We start from the raw sequence: 17,923 nt of genomic DNA on the forward strand, positions 1-17,923 counted from the left end.
CTTCCGGGATGAGTCAACGCGTGAAAGAAAACAGAACAGATTGTTGCTGAGGCCTGCAGAGTGTGCTGCGGTGAATGAGGAGTGATTATTTAAACCGGTACATACGGGAATTTGTGTGTACCGGTTTTTTATTATACCATAGGAAAATGCTCCGCATTTGCAAACCAAACATGCGCTATGACTATTGACAAAAAGCGGAAGGTGAGTAATAATAAAGACAACTTTGATAAAGCGTTTTATAAAACAATATATGGGAGGTTCTTTATGTTACAGCAGATTATGACAAAACCAGGAGAGATTATTTTTGAAGAAGTGCCGGTTCCGGAGGTAGGAGCAGGTCAGGTAAAGGTAAAAATCATGAATATCGGAATCTGTGGTTCTGATATCCATGTTTATCACGGCAAACATCCTTTCACCTCTTACCCGGTAACACAGGGCCATGAGGTTTCCGGTGAAATTGTGGAGCTTGGAGCAGATGTGACAGGACTGACTGTCGGACAGAAAGTGACCATTGAGCCGCAGGTGACCTGTGGAAAATGTCATCCGTGCCGCCATGGCAAATATAATCTCTGTGAAGAGCTGAAGGTTATGGGATTCCAGACAACAGGAACGGCATCCGAATATTTTGTTGTCGATGCATCCAAGATTACTCCGATTCCGCAGGAAATGTCCTACGAGGAAGGTGCGATGATCGAACCGCTGGCAGTTGCTGTGCACGGTGTAAAACAGATGGGTGATGTATCCGGTATGGATATTGTGGTTATCGGAGCCGGCCCGATCGGTAATCTGGTTGCACAGACTGCCAAAGGTATGGGTGCCCGCAAAGTAATGATCACAGATGTCAGCGACCTTCGTCTGGAAAAAGCGAAGGAATGCGGCATTGACGTATGTGTAAACACCAGAAACAAAGATTTCGGTGAAGCGATGGTGGAAGCATTCGGTCCGGACAAGGCAGATGTGATCTATGACTGTGCAGGCAACAATATCACGATGGGTCAGGCAATCAAGTATGCAAGAAAAGGCAGCGTGATTGTCCTTGTTGCAGTATTTGCATCCATGGCAGAAATCGATCTGGCAGTTGCCAATGACCATGAACTGGATATTAAGAGCACCATGATGTATCGCCATGAGGATTATGTCGATGCGATCCGTCTGGTAAATGAAGACAAAGTACATTTACGCCCGCTGATTTCCAAAACATTTGCTTTCCGTGATTTCAAAAAAGCATATGAATATATCGATGCCAATCGTGAGACAACCATGAAAGTTCTGATCAATGTTCAGGAATAACAGGAAGTTATAAATCCAAAGCCCCATAAATGAAACTGTCGGATCGTTTATGGGGCTTTTGGTTCATGAACTGAAGATATTACAGGAAAAATGCAGAGAAACAGAATTTTTATAGAAATAATGGAGGGTATTAAAATGTTGAAAATAACAAAGATTCTTATGGATTATGAAACGTCGCAGGTGGGGATTACCCATATGCCGCAGTTCGGATGGATTCTGGAAAGTGATAAGAGAAATGTGATGCAGGACTCTTACGAACTGGAGATCGCGCTGGATGACGCGTTTGCAGAAAAAGTATATGCCAGCGGAAGGGTAGAATCCGATGCATCAGCCCAGGTTGAACCGAAAGAAACAGACCTGAAATCCCAGACACGTTATTATGTCCGTGTCCGTGCGACAGCAGCAGGAGAAGAAACCGAATGGACGGAAACCTCCTTTGTGACCGGTTTCATGGACAACCGCGAATGGAAAGCAGAATTTGTTTCCGCAGAGGAAGAGGCAGACAAAGACAATTCCAAAGGTACCTATGTGCGCAGAACGTTTTCACTGAAAGGCAAAGTAAAAGAGGCGTTTGCCAGCACCACAGCCCTTGGATTATATAATTTTTATATCAATGGCAAAAAAGTGGGTACAGACGAACTGACTCCCGGATGGACCTCTTACCGCAAACATCTCTGTTATCAGACATATGATGTGACAGAGTACCTGAAAGAAGGGGAAAATGCCATGGGAGCCATGCTGGGCGCCGGATGGTACAAGGGAAAAATGGGCTTTCTGGAAGTCCGCAACAACTATGGCACAAGAACTGCTTTTCTTGCGCAGATGGTGGTGCGTTACGAGGACGGCACAGAAGAAGTATTCGTAACTGACAAAGAATGGACAGGAGCCGATTCTCCGATCGTTTTTGCGGAAATTTATGATGGAGAAATTTATGATGCATCCGGAGAAATTCCGGGATGGTCAGAAGCGGGAGATGTTACCGGAAACTGGAAACCGGTATCCTGTGTGGACTTTTCGAAAGAAGTTCTTGCAGGGCAGGGAAGCGGAAAAGTGGCCGAGATGGATGAAGTATGTGCAAAACGGATCTTTACCACACCGGAAGGAGATACAGTCATTGACTTTGGACAGAATATGACCGGTCATATCCATGTAAAAGCATACGGAAAACCGGGGGATGTGATCGAGCTGCATTGTTTCGAGGTGCTGGATGCGGCAGGAAATGTATATCTGGATAACCTTCGCGGCGCAAAAGAGTCCATGAAATACACCTTTGCAAAAGAAGGCGAAGTAGAATATACCACTACCTTTACATTTATGGGATTCCAGTATGCGAAGATTGTCTCTTATCCGGGCACACCATCAGTGGAGGATTTTACAGCATATACCCTGCATACTAGGATGAATCAGACCGGAAGACTGGAATTTTCCAATCCTGATCTGAATCAGCTTGCACATAATATTCTCTGGGGTCTCAAAGGAAACTTTGTGGATGTTCCGACAGACTGTCCGCAGAGAAACGAACGTCTGGGCTGGACAGGAGACGCGCAGATTTTCTGCAGAACTGCCTGCTTCCTGGAAAATACCTATAATTTCTACAGAAAATGGCTGGTGGATGTGGAGGCAGACCAGACACTGGAAGGCGGAGTTGCTCACGTGGTACCGGATCTTCTGACCGGAAGGCCGGAAATCGTGAATGACTGGCTTCTTGGTCAGGGAAGTCACTCTGCAGCAGCCTGGGCAGATGTGGCAGTCATCAATCCGTGGACCATGTATCTGACATTTGGCGACAAAGAAATCCTGAGACAGCAGTATCAGAGCATGAAGGGCTGGATCAGTTTCATGAAGGAACATGCGGAGGATTATATCTGGAATTATAAGCTGCAGTTTGGTGACTGGGTGGCACTGGATGCGGAAGAAGGCAGTTATTTCGGTGCTACTCCGAACGACCTTACCTGTACTGCATATTTTGCATATTCCACCGGACTTTTTGTAAAAATCGCAGAAGTGCTGGGCAACGAGGAGGATGCAGAGGAATACAGAAAACTTTACGCAAAGATTGTGGAGAAATTCCAGAATACCTTCTTTGATGAAAACGGAGTTATGACCGCACAGACGCAGACGGCTCATATTGTGGCACTCTACTTTGGCCTGACGCCGGAAAACTATAAAGAAACAACCATCAACAATCTTCTGAAGCTTCTGGAAAAAGAAAACGGACATCTGGTGACCGGATTTGTGGGAACTCCGTACTTCTGTCATGCATTAAGTCAGAATGGTCATGTAAAAGAAGCGTACGACCTGCTTCTGAAAGACGATTTCCCGTCCTGGCTGTATCAGGTAAAGATGGGAGCAACGACGGTATGGGAACACTGGGATGGAATGAAACCGGACGGTACCATGTGGAGCCCGGATATGAACTCCTTTAACCACTATGCATACGGAGCCATTGGAGAATGGATGGTTCGCGTGGCAGGCGGTCTGGAAGTGGATGAAACAAAACCGGGTTATAAGCATTCCGTAATTTATCCGAGACTGGGCGGCGGACTTGACTATATGAAGTGTGAATACGATTCTGTCTATGGTACCGTGAAGAGCTTCTGGGAAGACCGCGGGGACAGCGCAGTGCTTCATGTGACAGTTCCGGTAAATACAACTGCGACCATTTGTCTGGACGGAGCAAAAACAGTGACAGATGCAGATGGTCTGGCATTTGCTGATGACGGCAGCGGAATGAAAGCAGAAGCCGGTTCCGGAGAGTATTGTATTTCTTTTGAAAAATAAAAAGTAAACAATCATGTGAAAAATTTACAAAAAAATATAAAAATGGATTTGAAATTTGTAAAAGAAAATGATATAGTGAAATTAATTAAGCATCAGTGATCTTATTTGCCTGACTCTGACAGATTGACCTCTTAAAAGTCAGGAGTTGAAAAGATGAAAGTAAGTATACGCGACTTGAGCAAAATGACCGGCTTTTCTCCGGCAACCGTTTCCAATGCGCTCAATCACAAAAAAGGTGTGAACAAAGAGACTGCTGAAGAAATTTTTCGCGTTGCCAGAGAGACCGGCTATTTAAGTGCAAATGCAGTGACGAAGATCAGACTGCTTATTTTTAAAAAAAATGGCCTGATTATTGATGATACGCCTTTTTTTCAGAGCTTGATTGAAGGGTTTGAGGAGGAGTGCCACAGACTGGGCTACGAAATGGTGATTTCCCGGGCGGATCAGAGAGAACCGGATTATCTGAATCAGGTACAGGAGATTCTCAGAGAGCAGGGAGCGGCGGTTGTTGTTCTTGCTACAGAAATGATGGACGGGGATCTGGAACCATTCCGGAATCCTCCGTGTCCTCTGGTGATTCTTGACCACTGGTCTGAGTCCATGGAACTGAACGCAGTTCTGATCAATAATGCGGATGCTGCCCGTATGATCACAGAACATGTCCTGGATTATGGACATACAGAAGTAGGTTATCTTCGCGGCTCATTCCGAATCAAGGGATTTCGTTCCCGTTTTGTCGGATTTCAGACTGCATTGAAAAAACGCAGGCTGCCTTACCGGGAAGAATATACAGTAACCCTGGGAACTTCTATGAATGATGCATATCAGGATATGCTTCAGTATCTGAAAAAAAATCCGAAGCTGCCTACCGCCTTTTTTGCGGATAATGACATGATTGCCCTTGGAGCTATGAAAGCTCTTCAGGAGAGAGGCTATCGTATACCGGAAGATGTTTCCATCGTGGGATTTGACGACCTGTCTTTCAGTGCGATCTCTTCCCCTGCACTGACAACCCTTCGTGTGCCGAATAAGGAAATGGGCAAGATTGCAGTGCGCAGACTCGTGGAGCTGGTAGAGGGAATAGGCACTGACACAGTGACCAAGACCCAGGTCTGCCCCAGCATCATATACCGTGACACTGTAAAAAAGATGGAATAGATAAAAATATGTTACTGTGAACGGAGTGAACAGTAACAGAAATATTGGAATATGAAAGTCTGGAGAAACATGAAAGTTTCGAGGCTTTCTGAAAAGATTCAGGATAGAGCATTGTGTATGATACATGGTGCTCTTCTTTTTATGCAGAATAATGAAGTAACTGGTAAGATATCTTGTCATTATTGGTCCCCTTCCGGATTTTTCACTTTTTTCTTCCAGTGAAACCTAACTGACAGCGAAAGAGAGTCCCTGAGGGCAGCGTCTCGCTCTGAACGGAGGTTCCGGCGAAAGCAATAATCTCATAACAAAAATAAAATATGTTTAGAAATGTTTATATAAACGTTTAATATCCATGCGTGGAGGAAACAACAAAAACCAGAAATAATCTATGCATTATAAACAAAAACCACGAAATAAGATTGTGAAAAACGATGTTTGCATGAAAAAATAGAAAAAAGGTATTGAAAAAATATATAAACAGTTTATAATAGCGTTTAGAAAGAAGGTCAATCTGCCAGCAAGGCAAAGAACACAAAAAAACATAGAAAACTCAGAAATTCATGAAACCACGCAAAGGTAAAATAAAGGAGGAAACAACATGGATCACATTAAATTAGGTTATGCACCTACAAGAAGAAGCATTTTCAGTGCACCGGATGCTATCAAGTACAGAGGCCTCACAGCTGACCGTCTGACAGAGCTGGGAATTGATTTTGTAGACATTACCGATATCAATGAAGAAGGACTTCTTTACAACGATGACGATATGAAGAAAATCGCCGAGAAGTTCAAAGCAGAAAAAATCGATGGCTTATTCCTTCCGCACTGCAACTTCGGAACAGAATATGAGTGTGCACGTCTTGCAAAAGAACTGAACGTACCGGTACTTCTCTGGGGACCGCTGGATGAGCGTCCGGAGCCGAACGGCGTACGCCTTCGTGATACCCAGTGCGGACTTTTTGCAACAGGAAAAGTATTAAGAAGATTTCGTATTCCGTTTACCTATATGACCAACTGCCGTCTGAGCGACCCGGTATTTGAGAGAGGCATCAGAGACTTTATGGCAGTCTGCAATGTCGTTAAGAAATTCCGCAACATCCGCATCCTCCAGATTTCCACAAGACCGTTTGATTTCTGGACCACCATGTGCAACGAGGGCGAGCTTCTGGAAAGATTCAACATCCAGATTTCCCCGATTCCGATGCCGGAACTGACTGACGAAGTGAAGAAAGTAAAAGCAGAAAAAACAGAAGTTGCCAAAGTTATGGAATACTGCAGAACCAACATGATCATCGACGTCAAAGACGAAGAACTGGAAAATGTAGCGGCTCTGAAAGTTGCCATGAAAAACCTGATCAATAAATACGGCTGCCAGGCAGGAGCAATCCAGTGCTGGAACCAGCTTCAGAGCGAACTTGGCATTATGCCGTGTGCAGCAAACTCTCTTCTGAATGAAGAAGGAATTCCGGTTGTCTGTGAGACAGATATCCATGGAGCAATCACCGCTCTTATGGTAGAGGCAGCAGGCATGGGAGAGACCAGAAGCTTCTTTGCTGACTGGACCATCCGTCATCCTGACATTGAGAACGGCGAACTCCTTCAGCACTGCGGACCATGGCCGATCTCTGTTGCAAAAGAAACTCCGAAGATTACCTATCCGCTGGCATTTGATCATCCGGGAGCAATTACCGCAGAAGCAAAACACGGCGATATCACACTGGCACGTTTTGACGGTGACAACGGCGAATATTCCCTTCTTCTTGGAAATGCCAAAGGTGTTGACGGTCCGAAAGGAATGGGAACCTACCTCTGGATCGAAGTGGAAAATATCAAACGTCTGGAAGCAAAAATTGTGGAAGGACCATATATCCATCACTGTGTCGGCATTCACAAGGATGTTGTTCCGGTGCTTTACGAGGCATGTAAATATATCGGCGTGAAACCGGATCTGTACGACCCGATCGAGGAAGATGTAAAAGCTTACCTTCGCGGTGAATGATTTGCATAGAAGCAGGCAGAGCAAGGCAGAGGGAACAGCAACAGGAAGCGTTCGTTTTATCATAGGAAAGTGCTTTGCGTTTTCCTATGATAAAATAAAGCCCTCCGGGCAGGATCGCACTGCGGCGGAGAGAAAATATATTGCTAAAGCAATCCGCCGCAGGCGGAGAATCCTGCATAGCAGGATTCTATCTTATCTGCTTTGCCCGGACTGTTCAGATATATAACAGAAAGGAAAATAAAAAATGGAAAACCTGACCGCTTTATCTTATGATTTAAGAAAAGATGTCATCGAAATCATCTGTGCCGGAAAAGCCGGACACATTGGCGGTGACATGAGTGTCATTGACACATTAATTACCCTGTATTTCAAACAGATGAACATCAGCCCGGAGAATATGGATGATCCCAACCGTGACCGTTTTGTCATGAGTAAAGGTCATTCGGTAGAAGCCCTTTATGCAGTTCTTGCGAAGAAAGGCTTTTTCACACTGGAAGAAGTTCTGGAGAACTTCAGCAAATTCGGTTCCAAATTCATCGGTCATCCGAACAACAAGCTTCCGGGTATCGAAATGAACTCCGGTTCTCTGGGACATGGACTTCCGGTATGTGTGGGCATGGCTCTGGCAGGTAAGATGAATCATCAGGATTACCGTGTATATACCGTAATGGGTGACGGTGAACTTGCAGAAGGTTCCGTATGGGAAGGTGCTATGGCAGCAAGCCATTACAAACTTGACAATCTCTGTGCAGTGGTAGACCGCAACCGTCTGCAGATTTCCGGAAATACCGAAGATGTGATGCATCACGACGATCTTCATGAGCGTTTCAGAAGCTTCGGATGGAATGTGATCGATGTCAAAGACGGCAACAGCATTGATGAGCTGAACGCTGCTTTTGACGAAGCAAAGACCGTAAAAGGAAAACCGACCGTACTTATCGCCAACACTGTAAAGGGCTGTGGTTCCCCGGTTATGGAAAACAAAGCGGCATGGCATCATCATGTACCGAGTGAGGAAGAATATACACAGATCATGAAAGATCTGGAAGCAAGAAAGGAGGCTGCTCTTCATGAGTAAGATTGCTAATAAACAGATGATTTGCGAAGTCCTGATGGAGGCAGCAAAAACAGATAAAGATATCGTTGCACTGTGCAGCGATTCCAGAGGAAGCGGTTCCTTTACTCCATTTGCAGATACCTATCCGGAGCAGTTCGTTGAGACCGGTATCGCAGAACAGAACCTGGTAAGTATTTCCGCAGGCCTTGCAAAATGCGGCAAAAAAGCTTATGCAGTTTCCCCTGCATGCTTCCTTTCCACCAGAAGTTATGAGCAGGCAAAAGTTGACGTAGCTTACTCCAACACAAACGTAAAACTGATCGGTATCAGCGGCGGTGTCAGCTACGGCGCATTGGGCATGAGCCATCATTCCGCACAGGATATTGCAGCTATGGCAGCTATTCCGAATATGCGTGTTTATATTCCGAGTGATCATCTTCAGACAAAGGAACTGGTAAAAGCTCTTCTGAAAGATGAGAAACCGGCTTACATCCGTGTAGGACGTAATGCTGTAGATCCTGTTTATGAAGAAGGCAATGTTCCGTTTGAAATGGACAAAGCTACCGTTGTATGCGAAGGTACAGACGTTGCCATCATCGCATGCGGTGAAATGGTAAAACCGGCCAAAGACGCTGCAGAAATCCTGAAAGAACAGGGAATCAGCGCAACCGTACTTGATATGTACTGTGTAAAACCGCTGGATAAAGATGCAGTGGTAAAGGCAGCTGAGAATGCAAAAGCAGTGATCACAGTGGAAGAAGCATCTCCATTCGGCGGTCTTGGCTCCATGGTAAGCCAGGTTGTGGGAAGTGAATGCCCGCGCAAAGTGATCAACATGAGTCTTCCGGATGCACCGGTAATCACAGGAACCTCCAAAGAAGTTTTTGATTATTATGGATTAAACGCTGAAGGCATTGCCCAAAAAGCAGCGGAACTGGTGAAATAATATGAGTAAATATGTATTGGGAATCGATCAGAGCACGCAGGGCACCAAGGCACTTCTGTTTGATGAAGAAGGAAGCCTGATCTGCCGCAGTGACGTGCCTCATAAACAGTATATTGACGAGAGGGGCTGGGTAGAGCATGATCCTGAAGAAATCTACCGCAATACCCTTTCTGTTGTAAAGATTCTGGTGGAAAAGGCCGGAATCGACAAAAATGAAATTGTGACACTTGGTATCAGCAACCAGAGAGAAACGGCGATGGTATGGGATCGTGCCACAGGAAAACCGGTATACAATGCGGTGGTATGGCAGTGTGCCCGCGGCGCGGAAATCTGTGCGAAGATTGAAGCAGCAGGACACGGAGAGATGATCCGCTCCCATACAGGTCTTCAGCTTTCTCCGTATTTCTCTGCTGCCAAGATTGCCTGGGTACTTCAGAATGTGGAAGGTGCACAGGAAAGAGCAGACAGAGGAGAGCTTTGCTGCGGTACCATTGACAGCTGGCTGGTATATAAACTGACCGGCGGCAAAGAATTCCGTACCGATTATTCCAATGCCTCCCGTACCCAGATGTTTAACATCACTTCTCTGGCATGGGATCCGGAGGTATGCGGCCTGTTTGGAATTCCGGTATCCTGTCTGGCAGAGCTGACAGATTCTGACGGCGAGTATGGTATGACGGATTTTGACGGATTCCTGGATGCACCGATTCCGATCCGTGGTGTCCTGGGTGACTCCCATGGAGCACTTTTCGGACAGGGATGTGTAGAAAAAGGTATGATCAAAACTACATACGGCACAGGTTCTTCCGTTATGATGAATATCGGCAAAGATCCTGTATTCAGCAAACGTGTGGTAACTTCTCTCGCATGGAAACTGAACGGAGAAGTAAACTACGTGCTGGAAGGAAATATCAATTATACAGGTGCAGTCATTACCTGGCTGAAGGATGATCTGGAATTGATCACTTCCCCGGGCGAGACAGAAGCACTTGCGCTTGCCGCAAATCCCAAGGATAAAACCTATCTTGTTCCTGCATTTACAGGGCTGAGTGCTCCTTACTGGGACAGCGAAGCAACCGGTATCATCAGCGGTATGACCAGAACCACCAAACGGGCGGAAATCGTCCGCGCAGGTCTGGACTGTATTGCATATCAGATCACAGATGTGATCGAAGCCATGAGCGAGGAGTCCGGGATTGCGATCGGCGAACTTCGTGTAGATGGCGGTCCTACCAGAAACCGTTATCTTATGCAGTTCCAGAGTGATATGGCGCACGTGACGGTACAGGTTCCGTCTGCAGAAGAATTATCCGGTATCGGAGCTGCCTATGCGGCAGGAATCGCAGTGGGACTTTATGTACGCGATGAAGTGTTTGCAAAAATGAGCCGTACAAAATTTGAGCCGGCTATGGATGCAGAAACACGCAATGAGAAATACGAGGGATGGAAACATGCCGTATCTCAGGTCCTGACTAAATAAAGAATGGATGGAAGAAAAGGGCAGCAGCTGTGGTGAATTGTGCAGTTGCTGCCTGTATTGCTGTGGAAAGAAATGTGATTTTCTTTGCAAAACCGGCACTTAATTTTGGCGGAAAGCAGTAATCAGAGCTGGTTATAACGAAAAAGAAAAACAGGGAGGTATAAACATGGGAGATCAATTAATCAGCATTATTCCGGATATGGAACGAAAAACAGTAGATGCATTTGTAAACAAGGCTGTGGAGCTGGATCATCCGCTTCTGGAAAAAACAGTGAAGCCGGTGCGTCTGGTGGAAATCGGAAGAGATGAAAAAGGAAACGGAGTTCCCGTATCAACAGAAGCAATCGAAGAGATGCCCGGTAAGCTTCTTAGAAAAGGCGACAGTATCTGCATGGATTTTGGTGATCATTATGTGGGATATGTGACGCTGAAACTGAAGTCTGCAGGAAGTCCGCAGGATGCACCGGCATTTCTGCGCCTGAAATTTGCCGAGATCGCCAGTGAGATTCTGGATGATTCTTCTGTCTATGAGGGATGGATCAGCAAAGGATGGATTCAGGAGGAATTTATCCATATTGATGTGCTGCCCTGTGAACTGAAGCTGCCGAGACGTTATGCTTTCCGTTACCTGGAGGTTCTGGCAATTGATACTTCACAGAAATTCCAGGTGGTGGTGGAAGATGCGGAAATGACAGCAGTTTCTTCCGTTTCCATGGAGGATGTGAAACCAATCGAGGGGATTTCGGAGGATCTTCAGAAAATTGACCGTGCCAGTCTGAAAACGCTTCAGGACTGTATGCAGCATGTGTTTGAGGACGGACCGAAGCGTGACCGCCGTCTGTGGATCGGTGACCTTCGCCTGCAGGCAAAGGCAAATTATGTGACATTCAAAAATTATGATCTGGTAAAACGCTGCATGTATCTGTTTGCAGGTCTTACGAGAGGGGACGGCAAGATTGGCGCATGTCTGTTTACAGAGCCGGTAATGCAGGTAGATGATACGTTCCTTTGGGATTATTCGCTGTTTTTTGTATCCATTCTTCATGATTATTATCAGGAAACAAAAGATCTGGAAATTGTAAAGGAACTGTGGCCGACTGCCTATACACAGATCCGTCTTGCTCTGGACGATATGAAAGATGGGGTGCTGGATACTTCCGAAAATCCGATGGTGGCATTTATTGACTGGAAAGAGGGACTTGACCGTCAGGCTGCCGCACAGGGGGTATGGATTTACTGTCTGCGACACGGAAAGGTGCTGGCACAGCTGGCAGGAGATACCAGCGCACTGGAAGAACTGGATGGTCTTTTGAATGATGCAGTGGAAAAGGCAGTTTCTCATTTCTGGGATGAAGAACAGGGCTTCTTTGTAAGCGGAGAAACCCGTCAGGTGTCCTGGTCCAGTCAGGCATGGATGGTGCTTGCGGATGTGTTTGATCAGGAAAAGAGCCGGGAACTGATGCTGCATCTTCTGGATGTAAAGCCTGCTATGGGTGTGATGACACCATATGCTTACCATCATGTGATCGAGGCACTTCTCCATGTGGGAGAAAAGGACAAAGCTCTGGAACTTATGAGAACCTACTGGGGCGGTATGATCGATCTTGGTGCAGATACGTTCTGGGAAGCATTTGATCCGGAAGATCCGCTGGCTTCTCCTTACGGAAATATGCAGGTAAACAGTTTCTGCCACGCATGGAGCTGTACACCGGCATGGCTTTTGAGAGAATATTTTGAATAAAGAATTGGTATATGATAAGAACCTCTGCTTTTTCATGGGAAAAGCGGAGGTTTTTTGCAAGGTGCGATTGGTGATACGCAGAAATTATTCGTTCCGTAATAATTCGTATGTTGACGGTATCGGGATTTTCTGTGAACAGTAATACAAAATGCTTCAAAAAAATTAAAATAATTGTAAAAAAGAGTTCCATTTCTATGGGAATTGGTATACAATCATGGTATGAATTGACATTTTGTCAATAAATCAGGAGGAAATATCGATGAAGAATCAGATAGTGAAACGAATGATATATGCGTCTGCAGCGGCTATGCTGTGTATGAGTACACCTGCAGCGGTTTTGGCAGAGGAAGCAGCGGCGCAGACAGAGCAGGCGGCTGAGAATGCTGCGGAAGGTGCAGCGGAGAATTCTGCAGATGCCGGCGAAGAAAAGGAAGAAGAACGTATTCCGGAAGATGTAACTGTATCTCTTCAGACTGGAGATGTGGTAGTAAAGAACGAAACCAAACGTTTTTTTGCAAATGCTGAATATAAAAGAGCAGAATCCAAAGTTGTGGAAATGGAAACTGCAGAAGAAACAGCAGATACGCAGGATGAGGGAACAGAAGTGGTAGCACAGACATGGAACCTGATCCTGACAGAAGAACCTACAGTGGAAGAAGTGGATGGAGAGAAGAAAGAAAAGGCAGGGGAAGTACATACGTTTGATGATGTGAGAGCAGATAAGTGGACAGACCCTGTACTGACCGAAGAGTTCGGATTTCTTTATATCAAATATACGGATGAAAACCTGGAAGAGAAGGAAGCTGCAGAGACCGCAGAAGAGAAAGAACTGGAAAAACCTGTGACGATTTATGTCACAACAGAGGTGAATGTTCGTCAGAGTGCAGATGTGGAGGCAGATCTGGTGACAGTCACCACATTCGGAGAAGAATGGACGGCAGTTGCATCTGTACCAGGCTGGGTCAAAGTGGAAAAAGATGGAAAGACCGGATATGTCCGTCATGAATATGTGACCGATGATAAGGCGAAACTGGAGGAATTGAAAAACCAGAAGGCAACTCCGACATCTGTACCAGAACAGAAGGATTACCAGCAGTCTCAGAGCAGCAGTCAGGATGCAGATTATTCTTATGATCAGTCTTCAGGCTCTTCATCTGGAAGTTCCTCATCCGGAGGTTCTTCATCCGGAAGTTCCTCATCCGGAAGTTCTTCCTCAGGCGGACAGTCGGGTTCCGGAAGTTCTTCCAATGGCAGTGATGTGGACTATGTGGAGGAACCGGTAGATCCTGATGAAATATTCGAACCGGATACTCCGGAAACGCCTGAGGAACCGGATACTCCATCAGAGCCGATTGAAGATCCGTCTGCATCAGAGGATATCGGAGATGCAGGAGAAATATACGAGAGCGGTACGGAAGAGGCAGCAAATGAAGCCTGAGCAGATGGAAATGTTATTGCGGGACTGTACGCTCTGTCCCCGTGAGTGTCATGCAGATCGTCTGCATGGAAAAAAAGGGTATTGCGGCATGGGAAGCACGGTAGTGGCTGCCCGTGCCGCTTTGCATATGTGGGAGGAGCCCTGTATTTCCGGAAGCAGAGGTTCCGGAGCTGTGTTTTTTACAGGATGCGGGCTGAAGTGCTGCTTTTGTCAGAATCGTGATATTGCTATCGGAGACAGTGGGCTGGAGATTTCGACGGAAAGACTGGCGGATATTTTTCTGGAACTGGAACAGGAAGGTGCTGCAAACCTGAATCTGGTGACAGGGGCGCATGATGTGCCTCAGATTTTGACTGCTCTTGAGATTGCACAGCAAAAAGGATTTGATCTTCCTGTGGTTTATAATTCCAGCGGATATGAAAAGGTGGAAACACTCCGGCTGCTGAACGGTTATGTGGATGTGTATCTTCCGGATCTGAAATATATGGAGTCAGAACTGGCGGGAGCTTTTTCTCACGCACAGGATTATCCGGAAAGAGCGAAAGCTGCGATATGCGAGATGGTCAGACAGACAGGACCCTGTGAATTCGGAGAAGACGGATATATCAGAAAAGGTACGATTGTCCGTCATCTGATTCTGCCCGGTCACACCAGAAATTCCATAAAAGTGCTGGAATATCTTCATGAAACTTACGGGAATGAAATTTATATCAGCATTATGAATCAGTTTACTCCGATTTATCATCAGGAGAACTATCCGGAATTGAATCGCAGAGTGACAGCAAGAGAATATGAAAAGGTTCTGGATGCGGCTGTGGAACTGGGGATTGAAAACGGATTTTTCCAGGAAGGGGAAACGGCAAAAGAAAGCTTTATCCCGGCTTTTGATTACGAAGGTGTTCAAACACATTCTAAAACGGAAGACAGAGTGAAAATAAAAAAGGGTGAAAATAAAAAAGAATAGAAACAGTGAAAGAATAAAAAATCCCATAAATGGAAGGAGGCCGGTACTTACGTACCGGCGCGTATGAAAAAGAAAAATATTTAATAGAAAGTGTTTCGCTTTCTATGCAAAATACTATAAAAAAGAAATGTGAAAATTCTGTGATGAGCATTTGAAAAAAATGTGAAAATATAGGGGAATTGTCAAATAAGGTTTTCTATGTTATCCTATTAGGAAACAAGGACTGCAGCAGAAAAATGTTGGCGGTCGGCAGGAAACCATCAATACAGATATTATGCACAATGAGGTGCTTTGCAGCGAGGGTGGCGGCAGAGCACCTTTTTAAAGAGGTATAAAAGTTGAAAAAGATAAAAAAAATTACAATTCTCCAGATTCTTCTAATTAGCATGATGGCAGTTGTCCTTCTGTTCGTTTGGATAAAAAGCAGCCAGGCAGCTATGTCTTTTCCGCTACCTGCGAAGTTTTTTGGAGAATACTGCCAGGGCGACGGGGAATGGGAAATATTTACAGAGAAAACCAGTCTGTCGGCCATGGATGGAGACGTGACGTTGCGGGGACATTTTGAATATGAGCTTCCGGAAGGAATGGAAATGTGTCTGTATGTAAATCATATAGGCTATCGTCTGTCTGTGAACGGAACGGTGATTGATGAAAATGCTGCCATGACGCAGAAACTGATTCCGGATTATTGCGGAAGAGTATGGATGACATTCGTCTCTCCTGGCATTACCGCTGAGGATGAAGTGGAAATTACGCTGCATAATCCTCATACATATGGGAACTCCCATGCATACAATGAGTTCCTGGGGATGATGTTTGCTGGCTCGGATACAGTCGTAAAACATTACCTGGATCCATACTGCAGTCCCTTTCGAACATTTGGAATACTTCTGATTAGCATGTCTATCCTGCTGGCAGGAGGAGCGATTGCCTCTGTTTTTCTTCGAAGTAAAGGGACATCGTTTTTATGGAGTGGAAGCACTGTATATTTTTGCGCAGGACTATATGTATGCCTGGATACGGCGGATTGCTTTTTTGAGCGGGGGACGCTGGCCTTGTTTACCTATTCACAGGCGCTTGTCATGATGTTGTTTCCCTTTTTCTTAAGCCTCGTGGCAATGGAATGCATGCGAAAAAAGGAAAGAAAGACGGCAGAAAGGGCAATTGCGATTTCCGGAGTGTTTGATCTGACGCTGATGATATTATCTGTCAGCGGTTTTGCAGTGATTTATGATCTGACAAAGTACTGGGTGATTATAGAAGTTGTCTTTTGTGTTCTGTTTTTTATTTTGTGTATCCGGTCAATGAAGGATACAGGAAAGAGAAAGAAGACTGCACTGGCTTTCTTTGCGCTTCTGTTTCTCACGTTGCTGTTCGATATGGCAGGTCTGGGAGAAAGTGTGTATTCTCGTGCGGTATGTACAAAAACGATATTTATGGTGATGACAGTGCTTTATATTGTGCTGTTGATCCGAGATGTCATTGTGAATCGGAAAGAGGTTGCCCGTATGGAAAAACTGGACAAGGAACTGGAGGAGAGCAGGATAGCCGTTATGCTGACTCAGATTCAGCCTCATTTTTTATATAATTGTCTGAATACGATTTATTACCTGTGCGGCAAAGATGCAGCGATGGCACAGCAGGCAATCAGTGATTTTTCTGATTATCTGCAGATAAATCTGAAATCTTTGAATCAGAAACATCTGGTTCTTTTTACGAAAGAGTTAAAGCATGTAAAAACATACCTGAAGCTGGAACAGCTCCGGTTTGAGGATGATCTGCATATTGTTTATCAAATCGGCCCGGACAACTTCAGCATTCCGGCTTTGTCCCTGCAGCCTCTGGTGGAAAATGCGGTAAAGCATGGGATCTGCCCGAAAGAAGGAGGCGGAACCGTGACCATCGAAACATGGGAAACAAAAGAAGACTTCGTTATTGCTGTAAAAGATGACGGCGTGGGCTTTGATGTGCAAAGCATCATAGAAGAAGGCGGGAAACATATCGGAATAGACAATGTCCGCCGTAGATTATGGGCAATGAGTAAAGCAATACTTGAAATAGACAGCTTACCCGGAAAGGGAACAACAGCCACGATCCGAATCCCAAAGGAGGTGACCAGATGAGAATTCTCGCCGTAGATGATGAGAAAATAGCTTTGGAAGTATTGGTATCTTCCATAAAAAATGCAGACCCCTCTGCAGAGGTGATAAGCTTCGACAATCCGAAGGATGCTTTGGAATTTGTAAAGGATACCCCATGTGAGACTGCATTTCTGGATATTCAGATGCGGCACTACAACGGCATCCGGCTGGCACAGGAGATGAAGATTCTTAATCCGCACGTGAATATCGTATTTGCCACCGGATATGACGAGTACATGGAGGAAGCATTCGGCATGCACGCCAGCGGCTATGTGCGAAAACCCATCACTCCGGAAAAGGTATGGCGGGAATTGACGGATCTTCGTTATGTCCCCAGGACGAAAGGAAAAAAACGAGTGCGGTTCCAGACATTCGGATCTTTCGAGATGTTTGTAGATGAAAAAACGGTGTCATTCAGGTACGACAAGACGAAAGAAATGGTGGCATACCTGGTTGACCGGGAAGGATCCTTGTGCAGCAACAACGAAATCATGGCGCGTTTGTGGCAGGATGACCACCATGCCAGCTATCTGCGAAGGTTGAAAAAAGACCTGATGGATACCATGGGTGATTTGGAATGTGCGGATATTGTGGTACAGGCATGGGGAAGAATCGGCATTCTTACGCAAAAAGTGGACTGTGATTATTACGATTGGAAAAAAGGAAAACCATACGCGTTGAATGCGTATATCGGGGAATATATGGCACAGTATGAATGGGCAGAGCTGACCAACGGGGGGCTTGCACATTCGAAAAAAAAGTAACCTTGGAAACGCCTTTCATTATTTGGTGTAACACTTTTGTAACGGTTGATGTGTTAAAATAACATCAAATGTTTTGTGATTTTTGTGAATAATGGATATTATCAGATAACAGCATCTGTGGATCCGATTTGCAAAGCGTAAAAATAGTTTAATTTCGTGTACGA

Annotated in this window: 12 protein-coding genes; all 12 read left to right on the forward strand. The window is 45.3% G+C overall.

The features are described 5' to 3' along the window. The first annotated feature begins 264 nt into the window (after positions 1-264). Complete coding sequence (locus ACTNEW_RS01335; RefSeq protein ID WP_441057020.1) at positions 265-1,290, forward strand: zinc-dependent alcohol dehydrogenase; 1,026 nt, start codon at positions 265-267, stop codon at positions 1,288-1,290. Positions 1,291-1,425: 135 nt separating this feature from the next. Beyond that, on the forward strand, positions 1,426-4,071 hold the full coding sequence (locus tag ACTNEW_RS01340; protein WP_441057022.1) for a family 78 glycoside hydrolase catalytic domain: 2,646 nt from the start codon (positions 1,426-1,428) through the stop codon (positions 4,069-4,071). Between the two features lie 153 nt (positions 4,072-4,224). Next, complete coding sequence (locus ACTNEW_RS01345) at positions 4,225-5,229, forward strand: LacI family DNA-binding transcriptional regulator (protein WP_441057024.1); 1,005 nt, start codon at positions 4,225-4,227, stop codon at positions 5,227-5,229. A gap of 598 nt (positions 5,230-5,827) precedes the next feature. Then, positions 5,828-7,228, forward strand: coding sequence for an L-fucose/L-arabinose isomerase family protein (locus ACTNEW_RS01350; RefSeq protein ID WP_441057026.1), 1,401 nt, complete (start codon positions 5,828-5,830; stop codon positions 7,226-7,228). 244 nt (positions 7,229-7,472) lie between these two features. Then, positions 7,473-8,306, forward strand: coding sequence for a transketolase (locus ACTNEW_RS01355; protein WP_441057028.1), 834 nt, complete (start codon positions 7,473-7,475; stop codon positions 8,304-8,306). Further along, complete coding sequence (locus tag ACTNEW_RS01360; RefSeq protein WP_441057030.1) at positions 8,299-9,231, forward strand: transketolase family protein; 933 nt, start codon at positions 8,299-8,301, stop codon at positions 9,229-9,231. Before ACTNEW_RS01355 ends, ACTNEW_RS01360 begins: the two co-directional genes overlap by 8 nt. Position 9,232: 1 nt before the next feature. Then, entirely contained in the window at positions 9,233-10,711 is a 1,479-nt protein-coding gene (glpK, locus tag ACTNEW_RS01365; protein ID WP_441057032.1) for a glycerol kinase GlpK, read from the forward strand. 166 nt (positions 10,712-10,877) lie between these two features. Continuing rightward, complete coding sequence (locus tag ACTNEW_RS01370; RefSeq protein WP_441057033.1) at positions 10,878-12,452, forward strand: alpha-L-rhamnosidase-related protein; 1,575 nt, start codon at positions 10,878-10,880, stop codon at positions 12,450-12,452. Positions 12,453-12,711: 259 nt separating this feature from the next. Next, on the forward strand, positions 12,712-13,890 hold the full coding sequence (locus ACTNEW_RS01375) for an SH3 domain-containing protein (RefSeq protein WP_441057035.1): 1,179 nt from the start codon (positions 12,712-12,714) through the stop codon (positions 13,888-13,890). Continuing rightward, on the forward strand, positions 13,880-14,854 hold the full coding sequence (locus ACTNEW_RS01380) for a radical SAM protein (RefSeq protein ID WP_441057037.1): 975 nt from the start codon (positions 13,880-13,882) through the stop codon (positions 14,852-14,854). The genes ACTNEW_RS01375 and ACTNEW_RS01380 overlap by 11 nt, the downstream gene beginning before the upstream one ends. Before the next feature lie 338 nt (positions 14,855-15,192). Then, positions 15,193-16,977, forward strand: coding sequence for a sensor histidine kinase (locus ACTNEW_RS01385; protein ID WP_441057039.1), 1,785 nt, complete (start codon positions 15,193-15,195; stop codon positions 16,975-16,977). After that, a complete protein-coding gene (locus tag ACTNEW_RS01390; RefSeq protein WP_441057041.1) occupies positions 16,974-17,759 on the forward strand; it encodes a response regulator in 786 nt (261 codons plus the stop codon). Before ACTNEW_RS01385 ends, ACTNEW_RS01390 begins: the two co-directional genes overlap by 4 nt. Positions 17,760-17,923 lie beyond the last annotated feature (164 nt).

This window comes from Blautia sp. HCP3S3_G3, assembly GCF_052063365.1.
In the GTDB taxonomy this organism is placed as follows: Bacteria; Bacillota; Clostridia; order Lachnospirales; family Lachnospiraceae; genus Blautia_A.

What these genes read in the sequence shown, in the direction of transcription:
- ACTNEW_RS01335 (WP_441057020.1), top strand. Translation starts at nt 265, where the DNA reads ATGTTACAGCAGATTATGACAAAACCAGGAGAGATTATTTTTGAAGAA.
- ACTNEW_RS01380 (WP_441057037.1), top strand. Translation starts at nt 13,880, where the DNA reads ATGAAGCCTGAGCAGATGGAAATGTTATTGCGGGACTGTACGCTCTGT.
- glpK (WP_441057032.1), top strand. Translation starts at nt 9,233, where the DNA reads ATGAGTAAATATGTATTGGGAATCGATCAGAGCACGCAGGGCACCAAG.
- ACTNEW_RS01370 (WP_441057033.1), top strand. Translation starts at nt 10,878, where the DNA reads ATGGGAGATCAATTAATCAGCATTATTCCGGATATGGAACGAAAAACA.
- ACTNEW_RS01355 (WP_441057028.1), top strand. Translation starts at nt 7,473, where the DNA reads ATGGAAAACCTGACCGCTTTATCTTATGATTTAAGAAAAGATGTCATC.
- ACTNEW_RS01360 (WP_441057030.1), top strand. Translation starts at nt 8,299, where the DNA reads ATGAGTAAGATTGCTAATAAACAGATGATTTGCGAAGTCCTGATGGAG.
- ACTNEW_RS01345 (WP_441057024.1), top strand. Translation starts at nt 4,225, where the DNA reads ATGAAAGTAAGTATACGCGACTTGAGCAAAATGACCGGCTTTTCTCCG.
- ACTNEW_RS01375 (WP_441057035.1), top strand. Translation starts at nt 12,712, where the DNA reads ATGAAGAATCAGATAGTGAAACGAATGATATATGCGTCTGCAGCGGCT.
- ACTNEW_RS01340 (WP_441057022.1), top strand. Translation starts at nt 1,426, where the DNA reads ATGTTGAAAATAACAAAGATTCTTATGGATTATGAAACGTCGCAGGTG.
- ACTNEW_RS01390 (WP_441057041.1), top strand. Translation starts at nt 16,974, where the DNA reads ATGAGAATTCTCGCCGTAGATGATGAGAAAATAGCTTTGGAAGTATTG.
- ACTNEW_RS01350 (WP_441057026.1), top strand. Translation starts at nt 5,828, where the DNA reads ATGGATCACATTAAATTAGGTTATGCACCTACAAGAAGAAGCATTTTC.